The organism is Roseimaritima multifibrata (assembly GCF_007741495.1).
Lineage (GTDB): Bacteria > Planctomycetota > Planctomycetia > Pirellulales > Pirellulaceae > Roseimaritima > Roseimaritima multifibrata.
Genome location: NZ_CP036262.1, coordinates 4706783 through 4729339, shown reverse-complemented (window position 1 = coordinate 4729339; position 22557 = coordinate 4706783). Strand labels below are relative to the sequence as shown.

Below are 22557 nucleotides of genomic sequence, written 5' to 3'. Positions count from 1 at the left end.
TTGCACGCTGAAGCGGCTAGGCCCCTGGTTTTTCGCTTGTCAATGGGCAGGGAATGCGAGGCGAAACGGCATCGAATTCGGCCCTGTTTCACGTGGCAGTTGGCGAGAATGGCGGCCGACCTGACGCTCCGAAAGCCGGATTGTGATCGGCTTGCCGGTCGCCTGTAGAACCGAGGCGTTTCGGTAGGTTTTGGGATAACTGGGCGAAGCGGGACAAGCGGCCGCTTTGTGACTACTCGCCACGTTGAATCGCTGTTATTCTAAGGTAGCATTGCGGTTGAAAGGTCTTTCAATTGGAAATGCCATTCCCCCGCCTTAAATCCTTCCTGAATAGGACTCAATTGATGAAGTTAAATCTCTGGCAGACAGTTACTTCGGTCTGCATGGTCGCTCTGTTGGCAGCTGTCTGCGGCTCTCCTGTTTCTGCCCAAGACGCTGAAGGCGAAAAAAAAATGGATCGAATTGGCTACTTTCTAGGAATCTCGATTGGCCAGCAAATGGCCTCCCAAGGTTTCCAGACGGGAGACTTTGACCTTGATGCTGTGAAGCAAGGCTTGGCCGATTCGTTGGCCGGAAAGGACCCTTCGCTAACCGACGAAGAAATTCAGCAGACTGCCCAGGCGATTGAGGGAATCCTCCGCAGCCGTCAGGAAAAACAGGCCGAAGAAATGCAGTCGGTTGCCGTGACCAATCTGGAAAAAAGCGAACTATTCATCGCTGAGAATGCCAAGAAGGAAGGCGTTAAAGAACTGGCCGAAGGTCTTCAGTACAAATCGCTGAACGCTGGCGATGGCAAATCGCCTACCGCTGCGAACACCGTTCGAGTTCATTACACCGGCCGGTTGGTTAACGGCAAAGTCTTCGACAGCTCGGTCGAACGCGGTACACCTGCCGAGTTCCAAGTTGGCGGAGTGATCAAAGGCTGGCAAATGGCTTTGAAGGAAATGAAAGTTGGCGATAAATGGCAGCTTTACATTCATCCAGGCCTCGCTTATGGAGCTCGTGGAACCCCGGCCCCTCCCGGAGGCGAACCAGCAATCGGTCCCAACGAAGCTTTGATCTTCGACGTGGAATTGCTTGACATTGTCGACTGATTCGGATGTTCCTCCGCTTCCATCCCCTAGGGTTCTGAAATGTTTTCATCGGTGCGTTTACTTCTTTGTGGGATCAGCTTGGCACTTGGCTGTGCATGGTCCGTATCGTGTTTTGGCGAAGAGGGATCGACGACCATTAATTTGGCGTCCCCTCCAGAATCCTTGGATACCTCTCCACTGCCAATCAAAGTGGTGGAGGCCTATCCAAATTTGCGGATCGAGCGTCCGGTGGCGATCACCGGCGCTGGGGATGGATCGGGGCGTTTATTTATCGCTTCACAAATGGGCGATATCTACTCGATCGATCAAAAAGATGAGCAGGTAGAGGAAGCGACTCCGTACCTGGATCTTCGGTCGGTCGTGCGTTATGTGGACAAAGAGAACGAAGAGGGACTGCTCGGTTTGGCTTTTCATCCAGACCATAAAACAAACGGAGAACTGTTTGTTTATTACACGACCAGTCGCCGTCCACACGTTTCGATTATCTCGCGGTTCACGGCCAAACCTGGGCAACCAGGGCCCGTGGATCTGCAGAGTGAAGAAATTCTGATGACGATCCAGCAGCCGTTCTGGAATCACAACGGTGGCACGCTGGCGTTTGGTCCCGACGGTTACCTGTATGTAGCCCTGGGGGACGGTGGGAAAGGAAATGACCCATTGGGAAGCGGCCAAGACCTTAGCAAACTGCTCGGTTCGGTCCTCCGGATCGATGTCGATACGGAAGCCGAAGGGCGTCCCTATGGAATTCCCGCGGACAATCCGTTTGTCGACCGCGGACACGCTTGGCCGGAAATCTATGCTTATGGCATTCGCAACATTTGGCGAATGGCATTTGACCCCAAAACCGGGGATCTGTGGGCAGCGGACGTTGGTCAAAACCTATGGGAAGAAGTCAATCTAATCGTCAAAGGTGGCAACTACGGCTGGAGTCTCCGCGAAGGGGGACATCGCTTCGATGCAAATGGTAAAGGCGTCGCTCCACGTGCTGATTTGATTGAACCCCTGATCGAATATCCCCATACGGAAAACTGGGGAAAATCGATCACCGGCGGTGCGGTCTATCGTGGATCACGAGTTCCTGAGCTGGATGGTTATTACCTCTATGGCGATTACATCTCCGGTTTGTTGTGGGGACTGAAATATGATCGAGAGACCAAGAAAGTCGTCGCAAACCGGCCCATTGATTGGGACCGGTTGCAAATTTTCACGTTCGGTCAAACCGACGACGGTGAAGTCTTGATGAGCACCATGATGGGCGGTGGTCGTATCTACCGTTTCTCTGCCAAATAATGCTGTCTTAGTAACGACGATAGGATGCGTGGTGAAAATAGCAAAAACGAGAAAGGCCCCTTCTAAACGTCAGCTGATTGGCTGGCGCGAGTGGGGCCTTTTGGAAGGATTAGACCTTCCACCGATCAAAGTGAAAATTGATACCGGAGCACGCTCCAGTGCGATCCACGCAACCCGTTTGAAAACCTTTGATAAGGATGGTCAAACCTGGGTTGCCTTCTCGATTCATCCTCATCAAGAGAACACCAAAGACACCAAGCGAGTGGAGATGCCCGTCCATGAATTTAGGCGGGTACGAAGTAGCAACGGGCACGAGACGGTCCGCCCCGTGGTGCTCACTCCAATGGTCATTGGGGAAACTCGCTGGATTCTGGAACTGACACTTGCCGATCGTGATGCAATGGGATTCCGAATGCTGCTCGGGCGGCAAGCGATGCGGAAACGATTTGTAATCGATCCTGGTAAGTCCTACTTGCAAGGGACTCCGCAAATCCCTAAACAGACGCCGTCCTAGTCCGTTGACACCCTCTACCAAAGCCAACACATGAAACTGGCAATTCTTTCTCGCTCTTCTCAATGCTATAGCACACGGCGACTGCGAGAGGCGGCTTTAACGCGTGGGCATAAAGTCCGCGTTCTGGATACGTTAAAGTTTTCGATCGATTTACAGAAAGGTGAACCCGATCTTTTCTTCCGTAGTAAACGATTGAGCGATTACGATGCAGTTCTGCCTCGAATCGGTGCATCGATTACCTATTTCGGAACGGCCGTTGTTCGTCAATTCGAACAAATGGATGTCTTTACCGCGAATGGTTCGATCGGAATTTCTAACAGCCGAGACAAATTGCGGAGCATGCAGATTTTGGCTCGGCATCACATCGGGATCCCCGCAACAACCTTTGTGAAAGATCGCCGCGATGTATTGCCCGCGATCGAGCGAGTCGGTGGAGCCCCGGTCATTATTAAATTGCTGGAAGGGACTCAAGGGGTTGGAGTCATTTTGGCGGAAACGGAAAAGACCGCTGAATCGATCATTGAAACCTTGCAGAGCACGCGTCAGAACGTGTTGCTGCAGAAATTTGTTGCAGAAAGCAAAGGGCGTGATGTCCGGGCGTTGGTTGTTGGCGATCAAGTCGTGGCCGCGATGCGCCGCGTCGCTCAAGGAAGTGAATTCCGCAGCAACGTTCATCGTGGTGGTCGAACCGAACTGGTAGAGCTGGACGACACCTACCGCGAAACAGCCGTGCGTGCTGCCCAGATCATGGGCCTCCGCGTCGCGGGAGTCGACATGTTGGAGGGGGCGGACGGTCCGCAGTTGATGGAAGTCAATTCTTCGCCAGGATTGGAAGGAATTGAAACGGCTACGAAACTGGATGTCGCCGGAGCGATCGTCGATTACATCGCCGCTCAGGTTGATTTCCCCGAACTGGATGTTCGCCAACGATTGACGGTCAGTCGAGGGTATGGAGTGACCGAACTGCATATCCCGGAAGGGTCGGAATACGTTGGACGAACTATCTTGGAAAGTGGACTGCGGGAACGGGACGTCAATGTGTTGACATTGAACCGAGGCACCACCGTGATCCCCAATCCCAAACCCTCGCGTGACCTGCAAGCGGGAGACCGGTTGCTGTGCTTCGGGCGGCTGGAATCGATGCGAGACCTCGTGCCGGCGCGAGCCAGACGTGCGCGACGCCCCAAGATCAAGAAGCTGGCCGCTCAACCAGCCACCGAACTTCTTTAGGTAGTTTCGGGGGAAGAGGCCCAGTGCCATCTACTTTGGCATCTGCGGACGATTTTCTTAGCGGATCGGCGCAAGCCGACCGGCCAATGCATTGCGTTTTCGATGCGGTTGCCGGACGGCTCGCGCTCAATGCGATCTGCGGGCGATTTTCTTAGCGGATCGGCGCGAGCCGACCGGCCAATGCGTTGTGCTTTCCATGCGATTGCCGGACGGCTCGCACTCAATGCGATCTGCGGGCGATTTTCTTAGCGGATCGGCGCAAACCGACCGGCCAATGCATTGCGTTTTCGATGCGGTTGCCGGACGGCTCGCGCCGTTCCGCTAAGAAAGTAAGCGTATCGGTGAAAACCCCGGAACCGCTGCGATTCATTTGCTGCTACGCTTCGCTTTGCTGGCTCGCGGCGATCGTTTTGGCCGCTGCGTACCCTAGTGCGTCCTCTTTCTTTCGACAGTACTCCAGGACCGGTTCGAATTGATCGGCACGCTGAGCGAGGTCGAGTAGAAGTGGGACCAAGCGGGCGGAGGGGACTTCTTCGGGGACGAGGTCGATGGCGGCCTGCAAGGCTTCGCCGGGACGTCCGATTCGATCCAGTAGGTCAACGTACACTTCGATCGGCTCGGTTCCCTGTTCGGCGACGTTGATGGCTCGAGCCTTACGCTGGAAAACGGCCAACGAACTGTCGACACGTTCCCCCATCAAAATCCCGAAAAAGGTTGCGTGGGCTGGGTATAAGTCGACAAAGGGTTCGTCGCCGGGGTATTGCAGTTGGTGACTTAAGCGTCGTCCATACTGCGTTAATTCCCATGCTTTTCGAATCTGGGCGGGATCGTTCAGAACGCGAGCGAAGCGGACGGTGCTTGCCAAGTGACTGGTATCGAGGTGATACGCGCCCCCTTCGAAAAGGAAGTCGCGACCTTCCAGCATGGTGACCAAGTCGTCGTCGGGACCTGCCGGAGCGGAGCGGTTGGCAATGTCGGTCCGGACCGCATCGCATAGTTCGTTGTAAACATGATCCAGGAGAATCCCCGCGGCCGCTTGGCGGGCTGGTTTCGGCATCGCAATGATCGCCTGATCGAACGTCGTGATGCTGTTGCAGGTTCCTTGGCGATCAAGAATGATCTGGAAGCCGCGAGGGACATCGACCCCTTCATGAAGCAGGACTTCCACGATGTCGTCGGCGTTTTCGTCTGTCACTTCCAGCTTGGCGATGCACTCGGCTGCCTTGGCAGTGTTGCCGGTTGGCCGCATGTACATCCAGCCTTCGCGGACGTTTCCGTCCTGCAACATCATGGTGCCGACTTCTTCACAGGCGGCGACCAAGCCTAATTCCATCTGACGATCGACTTCTTCGGGGGTCGCTGTTTCCGATTCGCCTTGAACAACCGGCAGGCCCAAGCGATGGCGGACCTGCATTTTGAGGGCTTCGAATAACTCCAGCGGCTTTCGCTCGCGGCGGTAATGAGCCACCAAGGATTCCAACATCGTCGCTGGATCACTTGTTTGGGCTTCTAACTGCTGAAAAACATCACTCGCCTGAGTCGTCATCGCGTCGCACTACCAATCGTTAAGGGGCGGCAAAGGGATCGTTGCCAGCATTCGCAGGAGCAAATGGATCGACTCCGCCTGCGGGGGCGAACGGATCGACTCCGCCCGCAGGTGCAAACGGATCGGCTCCACCGGCTGGAGCAAATGGGTCCGCTCCGCCAGCAGGTGCAAATGGGTCGTTCCCTTTTGGGGGTTCAGGTTTTTTCGGGGTATCTGTGTCCTTGTCTTCGACTTTTACCGGCGGGGCAGGAATTACCCTCAGTTGCGGCAAAGAGGCGTTGACGGGTCGCAGACACTGTAGCATGCCACTTCCGCTTAGTAAGTACAACCGATCGGTTAGACGATTGACGACGATATGGTTCATGGAGATGTTGGAAAGGTCACTGGTTCGGCTGCCCGATTGAGCATCGATCACCGCTAACCGGTAACCGCTGGTCCGAGCATAGATGTTGTTTTCCGAAGCGCTGACCACTTGATCGATCTGAGAAACGGGGCTGGCCCACTGGAGCGCGCCGGTGGCGGTTTCGATGCTAAACAGGTTTTTATAAGCGCTGGCCAGGAACAGCCGATCGCCTGCCGTGAAGACTGGTGAGTAGATGGGCTGTCCGATACTTAAACGCCACAGGACGTCACCCGATCGAGTCGCCTGGATTCCGTAGACGTGTCCATGTTCGGTCCCGAAAAAGAATCGATCGTCGACCGTCGCAGCGACTCGCGCGGAGACAACTCCGTCGGTCGGAAAACGGAACAGGACCGACGGTTCGCCTTCGGTTTCCATCACATACACGAAATCTTGGTCGGTCGGCCATGCACAACGGGTTGAATTGGGGGCCGGGGTCGGTTCGTTTGTTGCTCGTCCCGCGACCATTTCAACAAACGGTGGGTCGAGGGTTTCGAACATCGGGAACCCTTCAATGCCTCCGGAGGTTGTTGGGACCAGGGCGTAATTCCCTACCAATTCGGAACCGAGCAGCGGGGTTCCTGCCAGTCGGACTTCGCGGACCGTTTTGCCTGATTCGGCCGACAGCTGGTAGAGAATCGAACCGTTGGTGAAGGTGACGAATTCGTCGTTGATTCCTAAAGATCCGTTGGGCAGCATCGGGTCTCCGTTACGCGACAACCAGATCAGTTCACCGGTTTCGGCGTCTCGGGCTTCGACCGTGCCGTCTTTACCGAGGGTGTAGACACGAACTTGGTGGATTTCGTTTTCCTTGGCGGTCGCCGCGATGCCTCGCCGCTTCCAACGCATGACCTGCAGACTGGCAAGTCGTTGGGCTTCTTTCAGCCCGATCGGTTTTCCCAGAGAATCCAGTTGGTTGACGTCGATCCGATTTAAGACCTCCGTCTGACCATCCGATTCACGGCTAACTTCAATAAAGGTTCGTTTTCGCGACCCGTCGACGTACAGCTGAATATCGACAGCCGACTGGGCACCGCCGACCAGACTCAGTTGCCGCCGCCAAGCTTCGACCATGCCGACGCGTCCGGCGGCTGCCGGGGACATCAATTCTTCAGCAGTCGCAGACCGATCCGAAATGCTGAGCAAAGCGGTCGCGAGGATCCCAGACGCCAAGAAAAAGCGGAAAGGGTGAAGAGAAACTGGCATCGGATTCCCCGTGAGGAGTTTTTTGTTTAAATCAAAGCGAAAACAGGCATCCTTATCCTACACCAAACCTCCAGCGACGCCAATTTTTAGCCGTTTCAAAGTGCATCCTGCAGAGGTCTGAGCGACGTTGGCGATGATCGATCGCCGAATTTGCCGGTTCCGACGATTAGAGGGTGTTTCTCAAGGCCCGCTGAACAGGGGAATTCGTTTAAAATCGCTTTTTCCCAGCCACTTAGGTTCAGCCCCCCCCGCGCTGCGACTGGTGGAGTTTCGGCTGGCAGATTAGCATATCGACCGACAAACATCCCTTTTTTATCCCGAATAGAATCGACTGGTTTGAAGACCATCGGTTAGGAACACGGATGCCACAGCAAGCTTTCGAAACAGCGAAACGACTAGCCCACAATGTCGAAAAGGTCGTTTTAGGCAAAGCCGATGTCGTCCGCTCATTGGTGGTGACTTTATTGGCGGGCGAGCATGTGTTGCTAGAGGACGTTCCCGGAGTCGGGAAAACGTTGGCAGCCAAGGCGTTGGCCAAAAGCATTGAAGGGAAATTCACGCGGTTGCAATTTACGCCTGACCTGCTCCCCTCGGATATCACGGGCAGCATGTTGTACCGGACCGACACCCGCGATTTCGAATTTGTCCAAGGTCCCGTTTTCGCCAACGTGTTGTTAGCCGACGAAATCAATCGAGCTCCACCACGGACGCAGAGTGCGTTGTTGGAAGCGATGAGTGAGGGGCAGGTTTCTGTCGACGGAGTGACCCATACGCTCCCTACCCCCTTTATCGTTGTCGCGACGCAGAACCCTTATGAGTTCGAGGGGACGTACAGTTTGCCAGAAAGCCAAATGGACCGGTTCCTGATGCGCAGTTCGATCGGGTATCCGATTCGGCAGGTGGAACGCGAAGTGATGAGGACGCACCGGATGGGAGAACCCGTCGATCAGCTGCAGCCGGTTGTATCGCTGTCCGAAGTGCAGGAGGCGCAGGCCGCTGTCCGCCAGGTCCTATTTGATGATCGTTTGGTCGACTATCTGTTGGACGTGGTCGCGGGAACGCGGAGCACCGATATATTTCGAGTGGGGGTCAGTACCCGCGGTGCGCTTAGTTTCTATCGCGGGTGCCAAGCTCGAGCGGTCACCGCAGGGCGTGACCATGTGATTCCCGATGACATTAAAGAGATGGCCGTCCCTGCTCTCTCCCATCGCGTGATCCCTGAAGGAATTTTTCAGGGAGCAAGTCGCCAAGGGGTGGAAGAGCAGATGGAACAATTGGTGAATTCAATTCCGGTGCCGATGTAAGCATCGTGCCGCTGTCAATCGTCATGTTTTCGTTGATCGATCGACGATGCTGCGGGGTCTGCTATTCGACGATTTCGCGAACGAAATTGGGATCGGGATCCCCTCCACCACGCTTGTTGCATGTGAAGAATTCGGAAACATATCGCTGCGGCGTTTTATGTTCAGGGACTCGGAACCGATCCCCTTTTTGCAGGACCGGACGGTACTCATCCATCTTGCCAAATTGACGGGTTCCTGCGGCTTGGCAAGGGAACCATGTGCCGTTCCCTTCTTTGTCTTCTAAGTAGAATTCGGGATAACAGTGTCCTGGGATCCAGACCATTCGTGCCGGGACTTTCATGTTGCGGCAGATGGCAATGAACAGGCTGGTCAGTTCTTCGCAGTCGCCCGTTCCATCGACAAGCGCTTGGGAAGCCGTTTTCAGATTCCCTTCGGTGTACGTGACTTTTTCACGGACCCAGTCGTAGGCGTTTTCCACTTTCTCCCAATCGTTTGCGGCTTCCATCGCGGCGACTTCGCGGGCCGCGTTCCGGATCCGCGTGTCCGTTGTGTTGATGTAGGGGCTGTTGCCAAGGGCAAGTTTTAGGCTGCGGCTGGGGCGAGATGGAATCTGCAGTTCGGCGGTTTCCGCTTCGCTGGGGCCGACGATCCGGGCGCGTTCGATTTCAAAGGTAAGCAGGATTTCACAGTTGGAGCCCGCGGGAACCTGAGCCATCAAAGCACGAACCTGGCGGACTCCTCCATCGATATCTTTGGGGCCCCAGTTAGTGACCTGAGTCCCGACTTGTTGATCGACCAGACGAACCGTTTGTTCGGGCCAATCGGTCGGAATCGGAAACGTTGCCAGCGCGTTGGATAGGTTCGCGCCGTTTGTGTCTAAGCGAAAACCGACACGCCAGACTTGTTTCTGTGGACTTTCATAACTTAGCAGCGACGAAACGGCTTCCCCGTCGGCAGGCTGATCAGGACCTTGAGCTGAGAGGGGTAGGATCGAGCATAGTGCGACCACAGTGCCGACAATCGGTCCAGAGGGCAAACGATGCAGAATATTCATGGTTTTAGTCGAGCCGTAACGGAACGGGAGAATGGGAAACGGATAGGTATCCGTTCCATTGTACTTCAAGCCCACAAGCCGCTTTGGGGCGGTGGAGCTGGTCGTGGTCGAACCGGTTTGCAATGCGCGATAGATCCTCGCCCTACACGTCGGATGACGGTAGCGTCGTGGAGGCCCGCAACCATTGTGTGCTCGGTTCGTTCGTGCTTTCCAAGGTCCAAAGCAGTGCCTGCCTCCGGACGCTTATTGACCGCTGGCACTTCCCATGGGAGTGCTGGGGACCATCGGGCGAGGAATGTTTCCGCCTTGCGTTTCGAACTGCGAACCAGGAACCACGTATTCGTTCCGAGGAGCCCAGCCGGTGCCGTCCGAATAAGGCAGCCCGTTGCCGATGACTCCGCCATCGATGATTCCGCCGGTTTCGTAACCGCCGTTTCCGTAGCCACCGTCAAAACCAGGTGAGTAGCTGCTGTTCCCTTCGCATCCGCAACCCGATTCGCCGGTGTAGGCGCTGGGGCCACAAGTTCCGCTGGCACAAGGAGCACCAGGCGATGGCAAGTTAACCGATGGGCCGAGCGATGCGCACGGTCCGCAGGAAGCGCCGCGTCCAAACAAAGCGTTCTTAAAACAGCAACCGGACGAGGTGACTGCCATCAAAGTCATTACAGCAAGTAGAATTCGCGTTTTCATTACATTCCCCATGTCGTGCAAAGCAAGTTTATTCGTTTGGCTCTAACAGGGAGCCGTACAAATCTAGGACGCAATTGGTGTTGTGCAAATGCATCATGTGTTTTTTGGGCAACAATTTGTTGTCGCCACACAACACGCTTCATTTTGCATGATCGATATGACTACAAAATCCTTACCGCACCACAGCTGGCAACTGCCTGATGCTTCAGTTGCTGTCGACTTCCGTCCCCTGCCCCGCTTCCGACATCGCTGGTCGAACGTTCGCTGGTCGAACGTTCGCTGGTCGATTGCCAGTTGGGCTGTTTGGGCATTCAGCCTACTAATCGTTCACCCGGCCGCGTTGGCGGAATCGCCCACCCGTATCGATCATGACGATACGCATACGGTGCTGGAAGATTCGACATATGTATTAAGCACAAGGCATCTGGCCAGTCAGTGCGGCTGCATCGATTTGCAGCGGCCCAACTTGCGTGTATCGCAGCTTGATTCTTGCGGACGGGCGACCGGAGCCGACCTAGAGGATTGTCTTTCCGCGCCGCCTGGGACTTTGCTCGTTATCTATGTGCACGGCAATCGAATGGAAAGCTGCGATTTGGTCGGACGAGCCCTCGATGTCCGACGGCAAGTTCTGGCACGGCGTTACGATCGCTCGACGCCCGTACGCTGGTTGGTCTGGAGCTGGCCGAGTGAGCAACAAGGAATTTTGTTGGATGATGCAAGGCTGAAAGCACGTCGCGCCGATGCCCAGAGCTTGTACTTGGCATGGTTCGTCCGCGAACTATCCGCTAGAGGCCATCGCCCGCAGTTCATTGCCTACAGTTTCGGAGCTCGGGTCGTTACCGGTTCGTTGCACGCTTTGGCCGGGGGAAGTATTGCCGGATTTGGATTGCCTGGTGAAAAGTATCAAGGACTTGATGCGGCCGTAGGATTGGTCGCGCCGGCCATCGGAGAAGATTGGTTGTGCACCAATGGACAACACGGACTTGCAACCACCAATTTGCGGCACCTGACGGTTTTGTATAATCAGCGTGACGCAATCCTAAAACGTTACCCGCTTCTTGATCCAGGTTCCGAAGCGCTCGGGTACTTGGGGCCACGAGGCTTCGCACCCCGTTTGGATGGCAGCCGGTTGCCGGTTGAATTTCGTAACTGCAGTCACACCGTTGGACGCCGGCATGCGGAGGAAGACTATTATCGTGGATCCTGCAACGCGGGCCGTACGATGGCAAAAATGCTGGAAGCGAATTAATCCTCTTGATGAACTTTGGATTGGATAAGGATCTCAATTGAGCATTGGCTATTTCAACGGAGCCTGGCGACCGGCCGCGGAGATCACTATCGGTTTGGATGACCTGGGATTCATCCAAGGGGTCACGGCTGTCGAACGCCTGCGGACCTATCAGGGTTGTTTGTTTGAAACCGATGCACATCTTGTTCGATTTGAGCGAACCTTGTTGGCGATAGGACTCGATTCCGCTGACAATGAACTTCGCTCCCCTGCCCTAAAGCGAACGCTAGACCAATTGCTGGAACGCAACGCCGATTGGATTCAAGCCGCCGGCGAAGTCGGAGTCACGATCTTTGCGACTCCGGGACGTGGGTTGGTCGCCAACGATGGTGGGCCCCGCAAGCCCACATTGGGGATCGTCTGCACACCGCTGGATCAGCCGACGATTCAGCGTCGTCAGCGGGACGGGCAAGTGTTAGTCGTGACCGGCGTGCAGCAGACGCCGGCAGAAAGTTGGCCGCGAGACATCAAAGTGCGGTCTCGCCTGCATTACTACTTGGCCGATCAAGAAGCCCGTTGTCGATCATCTGGCGCCCTGGGAGTTTTGCTCGACCAGGACGGGGGGCTGACGGAAACCAGTCAGGCAAATCTAGCCATCGTTCGTGAAGGTAAGATTGTCTCGCCTCCGGCCGAACGGGTTCTACCCGGCGTGACCGAGCAGGTGGTACGCCGCTACGCCGGTCGGCTTGGGATCGAGTGGCGCGAACAGAATCTGCCACCAAGCTGTTTAGAATCGGTCGACGAGATCCTTCTCATGGGAACGACGTACGGGGTCTGGAACGGATGGATGGCCGATCGGCAACCGACCGTTTCCCACCCAGGGCCCGTCTGCGAACAGCTGCAAAACGCTTTCCCCGATTCTCGCCCACCGTCCGGTCACACCTCGATCCAGTCCTCCCTATAATGCGGCCACTAGTTGCTTCGATGGAAGCCGCCGAGGATCGGAACTTGTTTGTAATCTTTGCTTGAACGGATAGAACGCGATGGGATGTTTGGACGGAAAAAAAGCACTGGTAACCGGTGCGTCCCGTGGGATTGGACGTGGAATCGTCGAGGCTCTTGCTTTGGCGGGTGCCGATGTTGTGGTGAATTATCGTAGCCACCCCGAAGAAGCCGAGGAAGTTTGCGAATTTTGCCGCAGCCAAGGCGTTCAAGCGACGGCGATCGCGGCCGACATGGGAGACACCGATCAGGCGGAACAACTGGTCGAAAAAGCTGTCGAGGCGATGGGCGGGCTGGATATCGTCGTTTCCAACGCGGTCTATAGTGATCGTCAATTGTTTTGTGAAGCCGATTTGGATGGCTTCCGGAAAACGATCGATGTCAGCATGTGGGGCGCTTTTCATCTGGTGCGGAAAGCAGCACTGGTCATGCGGGAAGCGAAAACCAAAGGGAATATTGTCACTATCAGTAGCCCTCACGCCCATTTGGCGATTCCTGGAGCGATGGCATACAACATGGCCAAAGCGGCGATCGACCAAATGGCCAGAACCGCCGCCGTCGAATTGGCTCATCTAGGTATCCGGGTCAACATTATCCATCCCGGTTGGACCGACACCCCGGGGGAACGCAAGTTCTTCTCCGAAGAGACGCTCAAAGAACGGGGCGCTGAATTGCCTCTCGGTCGGCTGGGAAAACCTCGAGAGATCGGCAATGGCGTTGTTTTCTTGGTGAATCCCGAGAACCCCTACATTACCGGTAGCACGCTAACGATCGACGGAGGCATTCAGTTGCCTTGGCGAGAAATGTACCGGACCACCGAAACGGGATCCGGAGACGTTTAGCTGTTAGCTGTTAGCTGGGGGGCGTGATGGACCCGTCGGCGGTTTCGCCGCTTGCTACGTGCAGCAGGAATCGTGAATTCGAGACACGGCAAAGATTGCGGGAAGTTCTTTTTTGAATTGCTAGCGTTTGCTTTCGCTTGGTAATTTGTTCCGATTGCGACGTCTTTGACGATTTTGCCGTTTTTTCAGGTTTTAACGAATGTAGCGGTTGATCGGGTGCCGATGAGATTGGTGAGCCGGAAAAAAAGTGCCGTCGTGGCAAGTTTTGACGGCGAATCCCCCCAGCATTTCGGTCGTCACCGTGAATAGAAACAAACTTAACTGGATTTGCGGGCTGTTCCTCGTCCTAGCAGTGGCATCCACCGCTTCGGCTCAGAACCGCCGCTCCGCCGTTCGTCAGGACGAGCGAGTCGCTCGAGCTCAGTGGCAGCCAGTCCGCTCGGTTCAACATAGCGAATCGATCATGGCCGAACCGATTCCTCGTGGCAATGCTTTGCCAGAGGGTGAGGTCGTTCTTGAATCGATTCAAGGCGAGCCGATTTACGAGGGCTACGAAGGCTATCCTGGAGACGAGGTCTACCACGATTCGTTTTCGGGCCATGGTGCTTGCGACGCGATGGGATGCTCCGATCAAAACTGCGGGCAATGCCGCGGTGGCGTTTCCTGCGGATGGCGTCCTTGCATGACCTTCTGCCTGCCTCAGGACGGTTGGATTTCCCTGGAATACCTGCTCTGGTGGCAGGATGGAATGGACCTTCCGCCTCTGGTTAGCTCGGGGAGCATTGCCAATGGAGGCGTCCCTTCTCGGGGAGCCGACATCCTTTTTGGTGGCGGCGAATACCTGACAGAAAACCTAAATGGCGGACGTCTGCGAGCTGGGATCTGGCTTGACGCATGCCACACTTGGGCACTTGAGGGAGAGTACTTTTCGACAGGAACTCTGTCGACCGAATTCTCTCGCACCGGATCGGGAAACGACCTGATCGCCCGCCCATTCTACAATACTGAACTCGGACAGGATGATGCCGAACTGGTTTCATACCCAGGGGCTTTGACCGGCCGAGTCGACGTGCAAGCGAGTACGCAACTGAAGGGGATGGGATTCGCCTTTCGCCGCTTGCTAGCTTGTGGAGACGGGTGTGGGGACACGTTCTTCTGCAATCTGCCTCAACAATACACACACCGTTTGGACGGCCTGATCGGATACCGCTGGTTGGAATTGGATGACACGCTGACCATCACGGAATCGCTTCTTGATGTGACTCCGGATCCAAGCAACACCCGTGGCGACACCTTTAACATCGTCGATAGCTTCCGAGCCCGTTCGCAGTTCAACGGACTTGATTTCGGAGCCAACTATCACCGTGAGCGGGGTTGCTGGTCGCTTGATTTGCTGGCAAAGCTAGCTCTCGGAACGACTCGTCAGACCGTCACCATCAACGGTTCAACCATCTCACCCGATGGCGTGCAGCGAACCGGCGGATTGCTGACTCAGACTTCGAACATTGGAACTTACAAACGAGATCGCTTCTCGGTGGCTCCTGAACTGGGTGCCAAACTTGGATACAAGCTGAGCAAGAACTTGAGTGCAACCGTTGGCTACTCCTTCATCTACTGGTCGAATGTGGCACGTGTGGGCGACCAAGTGGATACGGACGTCAATACGAACTTGCTACCTCCGGCAAACGGCCAAGGTGGAGTTCAACGCCCAGGATTTGCCTTTGTCGATTCTGACTACTGGGTTCAGGGCATCAGTTTTGGCGGTGAATATCGCTGGTAGGACTTATGCGGATCCCATCTGGGAGCCGATAACCTGAGTGCAGTCTGTGTTTCGTCAGTGTTGAGGAAAGGATTCCTAGCAATGGTATTCAGTCAATTGTTCAATTTTCGTCGCTCGCAAGCTCGTCCTAAAACGGGGCAGCGTCGACGCCTAAAGCTAGAACGTCTGGCCAATCGTGAATTGCTAGCCGCTGACATCGGCGTCATCACAGGCACCGTCTACACCGACTTGGCAAACAATGATTCGATCGATTCGATCGTCAATACCAGCGGAGCGACGGTCAACGATCCTACTCTCGATAATGTTGTTGTGCGGTTGTACAACGACAACGACGGCAACGGGATCCTTGATACCGGAGCCGGAGACACTCTGGAAGGAACTTTCACGACAGGGGCCGATGGCGTCTTCCGGTTTGATAATCTTTCCGCTGGCGATTACTTGCTGGATCAGGATCCTGTCGCTGGCTTGATCTCTCCTGCTGCAGCCGTCCCTGTGGTTGTGGTCGATGCCGATGGCCAGACCCTGGTATCGATCGATGATTTCACTACGGGAGCCCAATCTTTAACGGTTGCCAGCAGTGCGGATCCCGATGCCACCGATTCAGCTTCGGGTGCCAATATCTTGGGGGGGGAACGCGATCTTAAACTGATCAATCAGGTGGGCGCTGATTCGGCAACCTTAAGCATTAGTGCACAGTTGAATTATGCAACCGAACTGGGCGTCGTTGCCCAGGCGGTCGTGCAGTATGACGGCGTGGACGGCTCGGAGAACTTGGACGCTACTGGGCTTGGCAGCGTGTCGCTTGACCAGGCCGAACAGGGGGCCGGAGTGGTTCTCGGAGCGTTCGCGGACTTGGCGGGTGGCGAAGTAAACGTCGTTATCTATACCGACGCGAACAATGCGTCGGAAGCGACGATTTCGATTCCGGTAAGTGCCGTAATTGAAGAAATCTTCGTCCCCTTCGACACGTTTACCACGCTTGGTGGGGCTACGGGACCTGCTGATTTCTCGGATGTCGGAGCTATCGAAGCGATCATCCAAGGAGTCGCTTCGATGGATTCGCGAGTCAGTGTGATCAAATCACTGGCGCCTGTTGAAGTGGAACAGAACCTGGTTAATTTTGATCCGGTATCGGTCGGCGGAACGGTCTTCCGCGATACCGATAACGACGGCATGAAAGGCGGATCCGAGCCTGGGATTGTTGGCGTCGATATCAACCTTTATCAGGACACCGACAACAGCGGAGACCTGGACACAAACGTCGATACGTTTATCGGGACGACCGTAACGATTGCTGGTGGGAACTATGTTTTCACGGATCTCGTTCCGGGCGAATATCTGATTCAGATTCCGGCTTCCGAATTTACCGCCGGACAACCACTGTTCGGTAGCGTCGCAAGTACCGGATTGAACCCGGTTCCCGATCCAGATGACGACGTCGATAGCGACAACAATGGATCGGACGTCGACGGTTTGGGGATCGTCTCTTCCGCCATTACATTGGTTTCCCTTGGGGAACCGATCGATGATGGGGACGTCGATCCGAATACGAACCTGACCGTTGATTTCGGAGTCGTTGCAGAAACCGACCTCGCGATCGAGAAGGAGCTTATGACCCAAGGCCCAACCGCCGGTGAAGAAGCTGTTTTCCGCATCACGGTCCGCAATAACGGTGACTCGGTTGCTAATAACGTTGAAATCCTTGATGCCATCCCAGCCGGTTTGACCTACAACCGCGTTGAGAATGTGACGGCAGGCGTCAACGTTTCGGTTTCTGGAACCACGGTGACGGCAACCGTTGCATCGATGGCGATCAATGAAGAGGTCACCTTTGACATTGTTGTCGATATTCCTTCTTCGACGACCGGTACAGCGATTATCAATGAAGCGACCGTGACTTCGGACGAACTGGAATCCGACACGTCGAATAACTCGGACACGGCCACCGTCCCGATTGCGATTGTTACCGATTTGCGACTAGAGAAATCAGCTAGTTTGGCAACGGTCGCAAGTGGCGGTGCGTTGACTTACACATTGACTGTGACCAATGACGGGCCCAGCGATGCGACCGGAGTTGTGGTCACCGATACGCTCCCTGGAGACGTCACCTTTAACGCTGGAAGTGTCAACGGAAACGCGGCACTTGTGTCCGAAGCGGGCGGCGTTGTGACCGCAACGGTTGGTAATATTGCCAGCGGTGCTTCGCAAACCATCACCATTGTTGTCGATGTTGCCAGCAACGCCGGAGCAACGTTAACCAACACGGCAACCGTTACGAATTCTCCGGACACCGATGACAACACCGCAAACGATACCGATTCCGTCGATGTGGCTGTTGAACGCCAAGTCGATGTTGAAATCACCAAGACGGTAAGTGCTTCGCCGTTGGCCGGTGGAACCGCAACCTTCACGTTTGTCGTCGAAAACAAAGGCCCTGGAGACGCTCGCGGGATCACGGTTACCGATACATTGGCGAGTGAGTTTACTTTCAGCTCGCTGAACGCCGGGACAAGCGGCGCAACGCTCACGTCGGTCGCAGGTTCACCCGATCTAGAGTTTGCTTTGGGAACGATTGCTGCCAACGGTACGGCAACGTTCACGATCGATGTATTAATCGACGCGTCGGTTACCAGCGGTGCCTCGATCTCCAATACTGCGGTAGTCGATACCACCGACACCGATACGGATCCCGACAATAACACTTCGACCATCCCTGTTGTTGTGACAAGGCAGGTCGATCTGCATGTTGAAAAAGACGACAACGTTACCAACGGGATTCCCGGGCAACCGATTCAGTACACGATCACCGTAACGAATAATGGCGTTAGCGATGCAAGTGGCGTTCAAATCGTTGACACTCTGCCAGCGGAATTGACCGTTACGGCCATCGACGCGGATGGGGCGAACTTTGTCAATGCAAACGGCGTGATCACGTTCAATATTGGTGATCTAGCGGTTGACGGCAGTCGAACGGTCACCATTACGGGTACCATCGATGATTCGGCGACCGGTGATCTAACCAATGATGTGACGGTTGACAGCACCGAACCGGACGCGGATACAATTGACAATTCAGATCAGGTTGTGACTCCGCTGACTCCGGAGTTTGACTTGCTGCTGACCAAAACCGGCCCCGCAACGATCACCCCGGGTCAAGACTTGACCTACACGATTGTGGTTTCCAACACGAACGGACCGAGTGACGCGACGGGAGTCACTGTTGTTGACACGTTGCCGGCCGGAACCACGTTCGTCAGCGGACTGGTCAATGGGGTGGCTCCGACCGTCAACGGAGATCAGATCACATTCGATTTTGGAACCGTTGCCGCCAATGGGGCCCGTACCGCTACGTTGACGGTCCGCACCGATGCTGCTTCAACGGGAACCCTGACCAATACGGCTGTCGCGACGGCCGATCCCGGTGAAACCAACGCGGATAATAATACCGATGATGCGGTGACGACACTGGTTCCCGATGTCGACCTGACGGTTGCCAAAACCGTGTCGGATACCACTGCGGAAGTTGGCGACAGTTTGACCTACACGATCGTCGTTTCCAATCTGGGTGGTTCGACAGCGACCGGAGTGGAAGCGACTGACACATTGCCAGGCAATTTTGTCTTCACCAGTGGAACGGGACCCAACGGTGCCGACCTTTCGGTTAACGGTAACGAAGTCGATGTGACGATCGGCACGCTTGCCGCGGGGGCGACGGCGACTTTCACCATTACGGGAACGATTTCGGCGAACGCTTCCGGAGTTTTGACGAACTCGGTCACCGTTGAAACGCCGCTGACCGAAACCAGCACTACCAATAACTCGGCGACTGCGACCACCACGATCGACAACCTCGGAGCTTCGATCAGCGGGGCTGTCTTTGAGGACCTGGATGGTGACAAGATTCAAGATGACGACGAATTGGGAATCCCGAATGTGCGAATCACGCTGACGGGTACCGATGTGCTTGGCAACCCGGTCACGGAAGTGACCACGACCAATGCACAAGGCAAATATTCGTTCGAAAACCTACGGGCCGGAACCTACCAGGTGACTGAAACCCAACCGACGGACCGCACGGATGGAGGTCAGGTACTGGGTACGGTCAACTCAAATACCACGGGGACGATCCCAGAAGTTGATGTTTTCGAGTTGAGTCTTGGACCGAATGAACAAGCGATTGACTTTATCTTCGCAGAAGGCGAGCAGATCGCCTCCAAGCGACGCTACTTGTCATCGGCAATGTTGCCAAACCTGTTTGGCATATAAGGAATCACGACGTTTCTCCGACGGGGGGACGAGAAACGTCGATATCGAGGGCGACGCGGTGCTGTTTTCGTTGGCGGGAGCCGGTGGAATTCACGAAAGCACCACCCGTCGCCCTCGCTTCATCCATGTTGGGGGTCTCTCAACACAATGACGCTTCCCAGTAGAAGCACAATTGCGATTCCCAAGGCTGGCGTTAGCCACCACGGCGAATACCAGAACTCGACCTCCCAGGATCCACTGGGAAGCAGGATGCCTTGGTGAAGGTAATCGACCGGGTAGACTGTGGCTTCTTTCCAAGCATCCGGCTGTGAGGATGCGTCTTGGGAGCGGTACCTCGCCTGCCAGTTACCGTCTTGGAAGGTGCTGCGTACCAGCAGTCCCGAATCGGCCGTTGTGAGCTGCAACGCAAGCTTTCGATCGGATGGTTTCGGATCCAAGAAATTCTGGATCTTCTGGAGAGGTTCCGTTCCTGAAGAATTGTGGGGCTCGGACGCTGCCAAACGATTCGCTTGTTGGCCGCCGTTTTCTCTCGTCGCTTCATCGGTCGCATTCGTGATTGGGATTCCGCTAGGGATCGCACCGCCAGGGATTTCGACGAACGGTTGCCAGCTGAGGTACGGCGACTCGGGATGATTCGTCGCGCCGTATACCGCTTCAATTAGAGGCTGCCAGTTTCGGTGATTCAATCTCCCTTGGACTTCGGAGACCTGAAATTTGGTGCTCCAGTAGACCGCTGGTTTCGGTGAATCGATCGGAATCCATTTGGTTGACAGCAGCCGTGCCTGGGCATCGCTTTGGAATTTGGTTGGGTAGCTGTCTGCTGATGTATGCAGGTAACCCGTCAGACTCCAGTGCTTGGCAAGCGAATGCCAGAGGACGGATTGATCGTTTTGCGGAACTTGGTTGGCTGCGTTTTGGGCGGCGATCGCGAACGATTGATGTCGGTCGGGGGTGATCGACGTTGCACTATTCCAAACTCGCACTCCGTGAGGTAGGTGCCAGCGTCCTTGCAGTCCTAGTTCCTCGCTTGCTGCAACCTCTGCGATCCGGCCCCTGCCCGATCTTTCCGACCAAATGGTAGGCGCCAAGGCTCCGGTTCGGAGGGCAGCCACCGGAAATTTCTCTGACGGTGATTCAATCACGGCGATAGGTTCTGCTTGCGCTTCTTTCCAGGCCTCCACCTGGGACCGATTGACGACCGCGATCAATGGTGAATTGATCAGCACCAGGTCAACAAGCAGCAGGCCCGCCGCGACTCCGGCGCCCCACCCTCCCCTTTTTTCACCGGATCCGAACCACCGAAGCGCCGTCAGGGAACCCAGTCCCAGGACCGTCCCGGCATGGAGAAACGAATAGCTCCAGTTGGCGATGCTTTGTTTTAGGTTAAGCGGTCCCCAGTAGCTGTCGGCCAATCCATGGTTTGGATGCTCGGGGAAATTTGAAGTCCAGATAACCTTTGCTAGGAGCCAGTCCTGGCAGCCTGCGAACTGACCGACGCAGCCAATCAATAGCAGGCTGCAAGACAGGATCAATCCGAATTGCCAAGTTCGCCGCCGGCGCGGGGCCTGTGAAACAGCGGACAGCCGAAGCCCTGCGGTGATCGCGATACCCAGTACCGCAACTGGCAGCCACTTCGCAGGATAGCGAAAGGCGTCGTAACCTGGAAACCATTCCACCAACATCCAGTAGGGGCCGTACGCGGGGGACGGCAAGGGACTCTCAGTGACTTGTTGAAGCCACCAACCGACTCCGAAATGGCCTGCCGTCATGCTGGCACCTACCGGAAGCAAAAGATCCCACCAGCTCCAATTCGTTTGCGTTGGCCCCGTGCTTGGGAAGGATGACTGCAGGGATGTTTGCCGCCGAAACAAGGTGCAAATCGTTTTTCGAAGCAGGTGTAGGTATCGCCACAGACAGAGGGAAATCGTGCCGATTCCGCAGTAAAGGGAAATCGACCAAACCTGCATGTCCGACGGTATCAGATGACTGATCCGTTGATACTGCGGGAAAAGTTGGCCGTTCGCAAAAGGAACCCAAAGGTCAAGCCAGTGCCAGGGGGCGACGCTGTAGGCGTAGATGTCGATTTGGTCACCGTGACGTCTGGCACTATGGGCTGCCCAGTCAAGGGATGCGGCAATTTGAGGGAGGGCGATACCGATCGCAAACAGGATCGCCAGGGCAAGTGGAACGATTCGGGGGCGGAGTGTTTGACGGTGATGGTGAGAATCGATCGCGTAGCGAATGACTTTTCCGGCAAAGATGATTCCCAGCAGGATACCAACATGAACAGCCGTTTGGGGGTCTCCGCCCAAAACCGGCATCGCGAATAGGTATCCGGTCAAAATCGTTTGGCGAAGCCGCTGACGGCGCTGCGTTGTCGCAGAATGCTCCAACAAGGCGACTCCGGCGGTCAACATCCAAGGCAACCAAGCGGCCCCGACTAAAAATGGAGGGTTCGTGTGCAGGAAGAGGATCGGACAGGAAAATGTATACGCAATCGATGCAAAGAAGGCGGCCGCCGAATGGCAGGAGGCTCGTTTTGCCGACCAGTAGGTGCCGTAGGCAGCGATCACCAAATGCAAGGCAACGTAGACGCCCATCGCGACCGACGTCGGCCACGGGAGGAGGAACAGCCAACGCAGGGGGTAGAACATCGCCGTGGTGGTCTCCCCTAAAACGGGGATTCCGGAATGGTCAAGGGGATTCCAGAGCGGTAGGCCGTTGGAGATCGCCTGCTGGGAGAGGTATTCGTACAGCGGCTGATAGAAATGCCCGACATCCCGAAATGCCAGTCGATCTTCGCCGATCAGCACCGACCCAAATAGCCAGCAAATGCCTCCGATCAACGCCAGCCATCCCCAGGCTGACCAGGTTCCTCTTTCTCCCGTCGGTAGAAATTTGGAATGGGGAATCGAATCGGATCGCATCGAAGCCGCTGGTCGGGGAAGATTTCGTGTTTTCTGCATCATATCGATCTTTCCCAGGACCAAGATCCTTTGCTAACGTCCGCTATCCAAGCTGCGGACAAAGTCATGCGCCTTCAGCCGCTGCAGGAGGTGCGTCGTGTTCATCCGCCATCAAGGTAAGGTCAAAGGACAATCATGAATATCG

Annotated in this window: 15 protein-coding genes; 10 read left to right on the top strand and 5 right to left on the bottom strand. The window is 55.5% G+C overall.

Annotated elements, in window-relative coordinates:
* Nucleotides 1–344 precede the first annotated feature (344 nt).
* The 4 genes from FF011L_RS17100 to rimK are packed head-to-tail and all read left to right on the top strand — an operon-like array spanning nt 345 to nt 4128.
* On the top strand, nt 345–1094 hold the full coding sequence (locus FF011L_RS17100) for an FKBP-type peptidyl-prolyl cis-trans isomerase (protein ID WP_246109475.1): 750 nt from the start codon (nt 345–347) through the stop codon (nt 1092–1094).
* Between the two features lie 39 nt (nt 1095–1133).
* Complete coding sequence (locus FF011L_RS17095) at nt 1134–2384, top strand: PQQ-dependent sugar dehydrogenase (protein WP_145352815.1); 1251 nt, start codon at nt 1134–1136, stop codon at nt 2382–2384.
* Entirely contained in the window at nt 2353–2898 is a 546-nt protein-coding gene (locus FF011L_RS17090) for a putative ATP-dependent zinc protease (protein WP_315851693.1), read from the top strand. The genes FF011L_RS17095 and FF011L_RS17090 overlap by 32 nt, the downstream gene beginning before the upstream one ends.
* A gap of 30 nt (nt 2899–2928) precedes the next feature.
* Nucleotides 2929–4128, top strand: a complete 1200-nt coding sequence (gene rimK / locus FF011L_RS17085; protein ID WP_145352814.1) for a 30S ribosomal protein S6--L-glutamate ligase — start codon at nt 2929–2931, stop codon at nt 4126–4128.
* Between the two features lie 376 nt (nt 4129–4504).
* Here the strand turns inward: rimK and FF011L_RS17080 are convergent, their stop codons facing one another.
* Both FF011L_RS17080 and FF011L_RS17075 read right to left on the bottom strand, forming a co-directional pair.
* Nucleotides 4505–5674 (bottom strand): hypothetical protein, encoded by a 1170-nt coding sequence (locus FF011L_RS17080; protein ID WP_145352813.1) that lies wholly within the window; start codon nt 5672–5674, stop codon nt 4505–4507.
* A 19-nt stretch (nt 5675–5693) separates the two neighbouring features.
* On the bottom strand, nt 5694–7280 hold the full coding sequence (locus tag FF011L_RS17075) for an outer membrane protein assembly factor BamB family protein (protein ID WP_145352812.1): 1587 nt from the start codon (nt 7278–7280) through the stop codon (nt 5694–5696).
* A 362-nt stretch (nt 7281–7642) separates the two neighbouring features.
* Between FF011L_RS17075 and FF011L_RS17070 the strand changes: the two genes are divergently transcribed.
* Nucleotides 7643–8584 carry an AAA family ATPase gene (locus tag FF011L_RS17070; protein ID WP_145352811.1) on the top strand — a complete coding sequence of 314 codons (942 nt, stop codon included), beginning with the start codon at nt 7643–7645 and terminating at the stop codon, nt 8582–8584.
* Nucleotides 8585–8645: 61 nt separating this feature from the next.
* On the opposite strand, the gene FF011L_RS17065 is transcribed toward FF011L_RS17070, so the two are convergent.
* Both FF011L_RS17065 and FF011L_RS17060 read right to left on the bottom strand, forming a co-directional pair.
* The gene (locus tag FF011L_RS17065; RefSeq protein WP_145352810.1) at nt 8646–9638 is read right to left on the bottom strand and encodes a transglutaminase-like domain-containing protein; all 993 of its coding nucleotides are present in this window, start codon (nt 9636–9638) and stop codon (nt 8646–8648) included.
* 243 nt (nt 9639–9881) lie between these two features.
* Nucleotides 9882–10328, bottom strand: a complete 447-nt coding sequence (locus tag FF011L_RS17060) for a hypothetical protein (protein ID WP_145352809.1) — start codon at nt 10326–10328, stop codon at nt 9882–9884.
* A gap of 157 nt (nt 10329–10485) precedes the next feature.
* On the opposite strand from FF011L_RS17060, the gene FF011L_RS17055 reads away from it, so the two are divergent.
* From FF011L_RS17055 to FF011L_RS17035, 5 genes are all read left to right on the top strand, one after another.
* Nucleotides 10486–11577 (top strand): hypothetical protein, encoded by a 1092-nt coding sequence (locus tag FF011L_RS17055; RefSeq protein WP_145352808.1) that lies wholly within the window; start codon nt 10486–10488, stop codon nt 11575–11577.
* Nucleotides 11578–11614: 37 nt separating this feature from the next.
* Nucleotides 11615–12520 (top strand): aminotransferase class IV, encoded by a 906-nt coding sequence (locus tag FF011L_RS17050; RefSeq protein ID WP_145352807.1) that lies wholly within the window; start codon nt 11615–11617, stop codon nt 12518–12520.
* A gap of 79 nt (nt 12521–12599) precedes the next feature.
* Nucleotides 12600–13400, top strand: a complete 801-nt coding sequence (locus FF011L_RS17045) for an SDR family NAD(P)-dependent oxidoreductase (RefSeq protein WP_145352806.1) — start codon at nt 12600–12602, stop codon at nt 13398–13400.
* Between the two features lie 301 nt (nt 13401–13701).
* Nucleotides 13702–15180 (top strand): BBP7 family outer membrane beta-barrel protein, encoded by a 1479-nt coding sequence (locus FF011L_RS17040; RefSeq protein WP_145352805.1) that lies wholly within the window; start codon nt 13702–13704, stop codon nt 15178–15180.
* 81 nt (nt 15181–15261) lie between these two features.
* Entirely contained in the window at nt 15262–19446 is a 4185-nt protein-coding gene (locus tag FF011L_RS17035) for a COG1361 S-layer family protein (RefSeq protein ID WP_145352804.1), read from the top strand.
* Nucleotides 19447–19565: 119 nt separating this feature from the next.
* Here FF011L_RS17035 and FF011L_RS17030 read toward each other — a convergent pair whose 3' ends face one another.
* Nucleotides 19566–22415 carry a hypothetical protein gene (locus FF011L_RS17030; RefSeq protein WP_145352803.1) on the bottom strand — a complete coding sequence of 950 codons (2850 nt, stop codon included), beginning with the start codon at nt 22413–22415 and terminating at the stop codon, nt 19566–19568.
* Nucleotides 22416–22557: the final 142 nt, after the last annotated feature.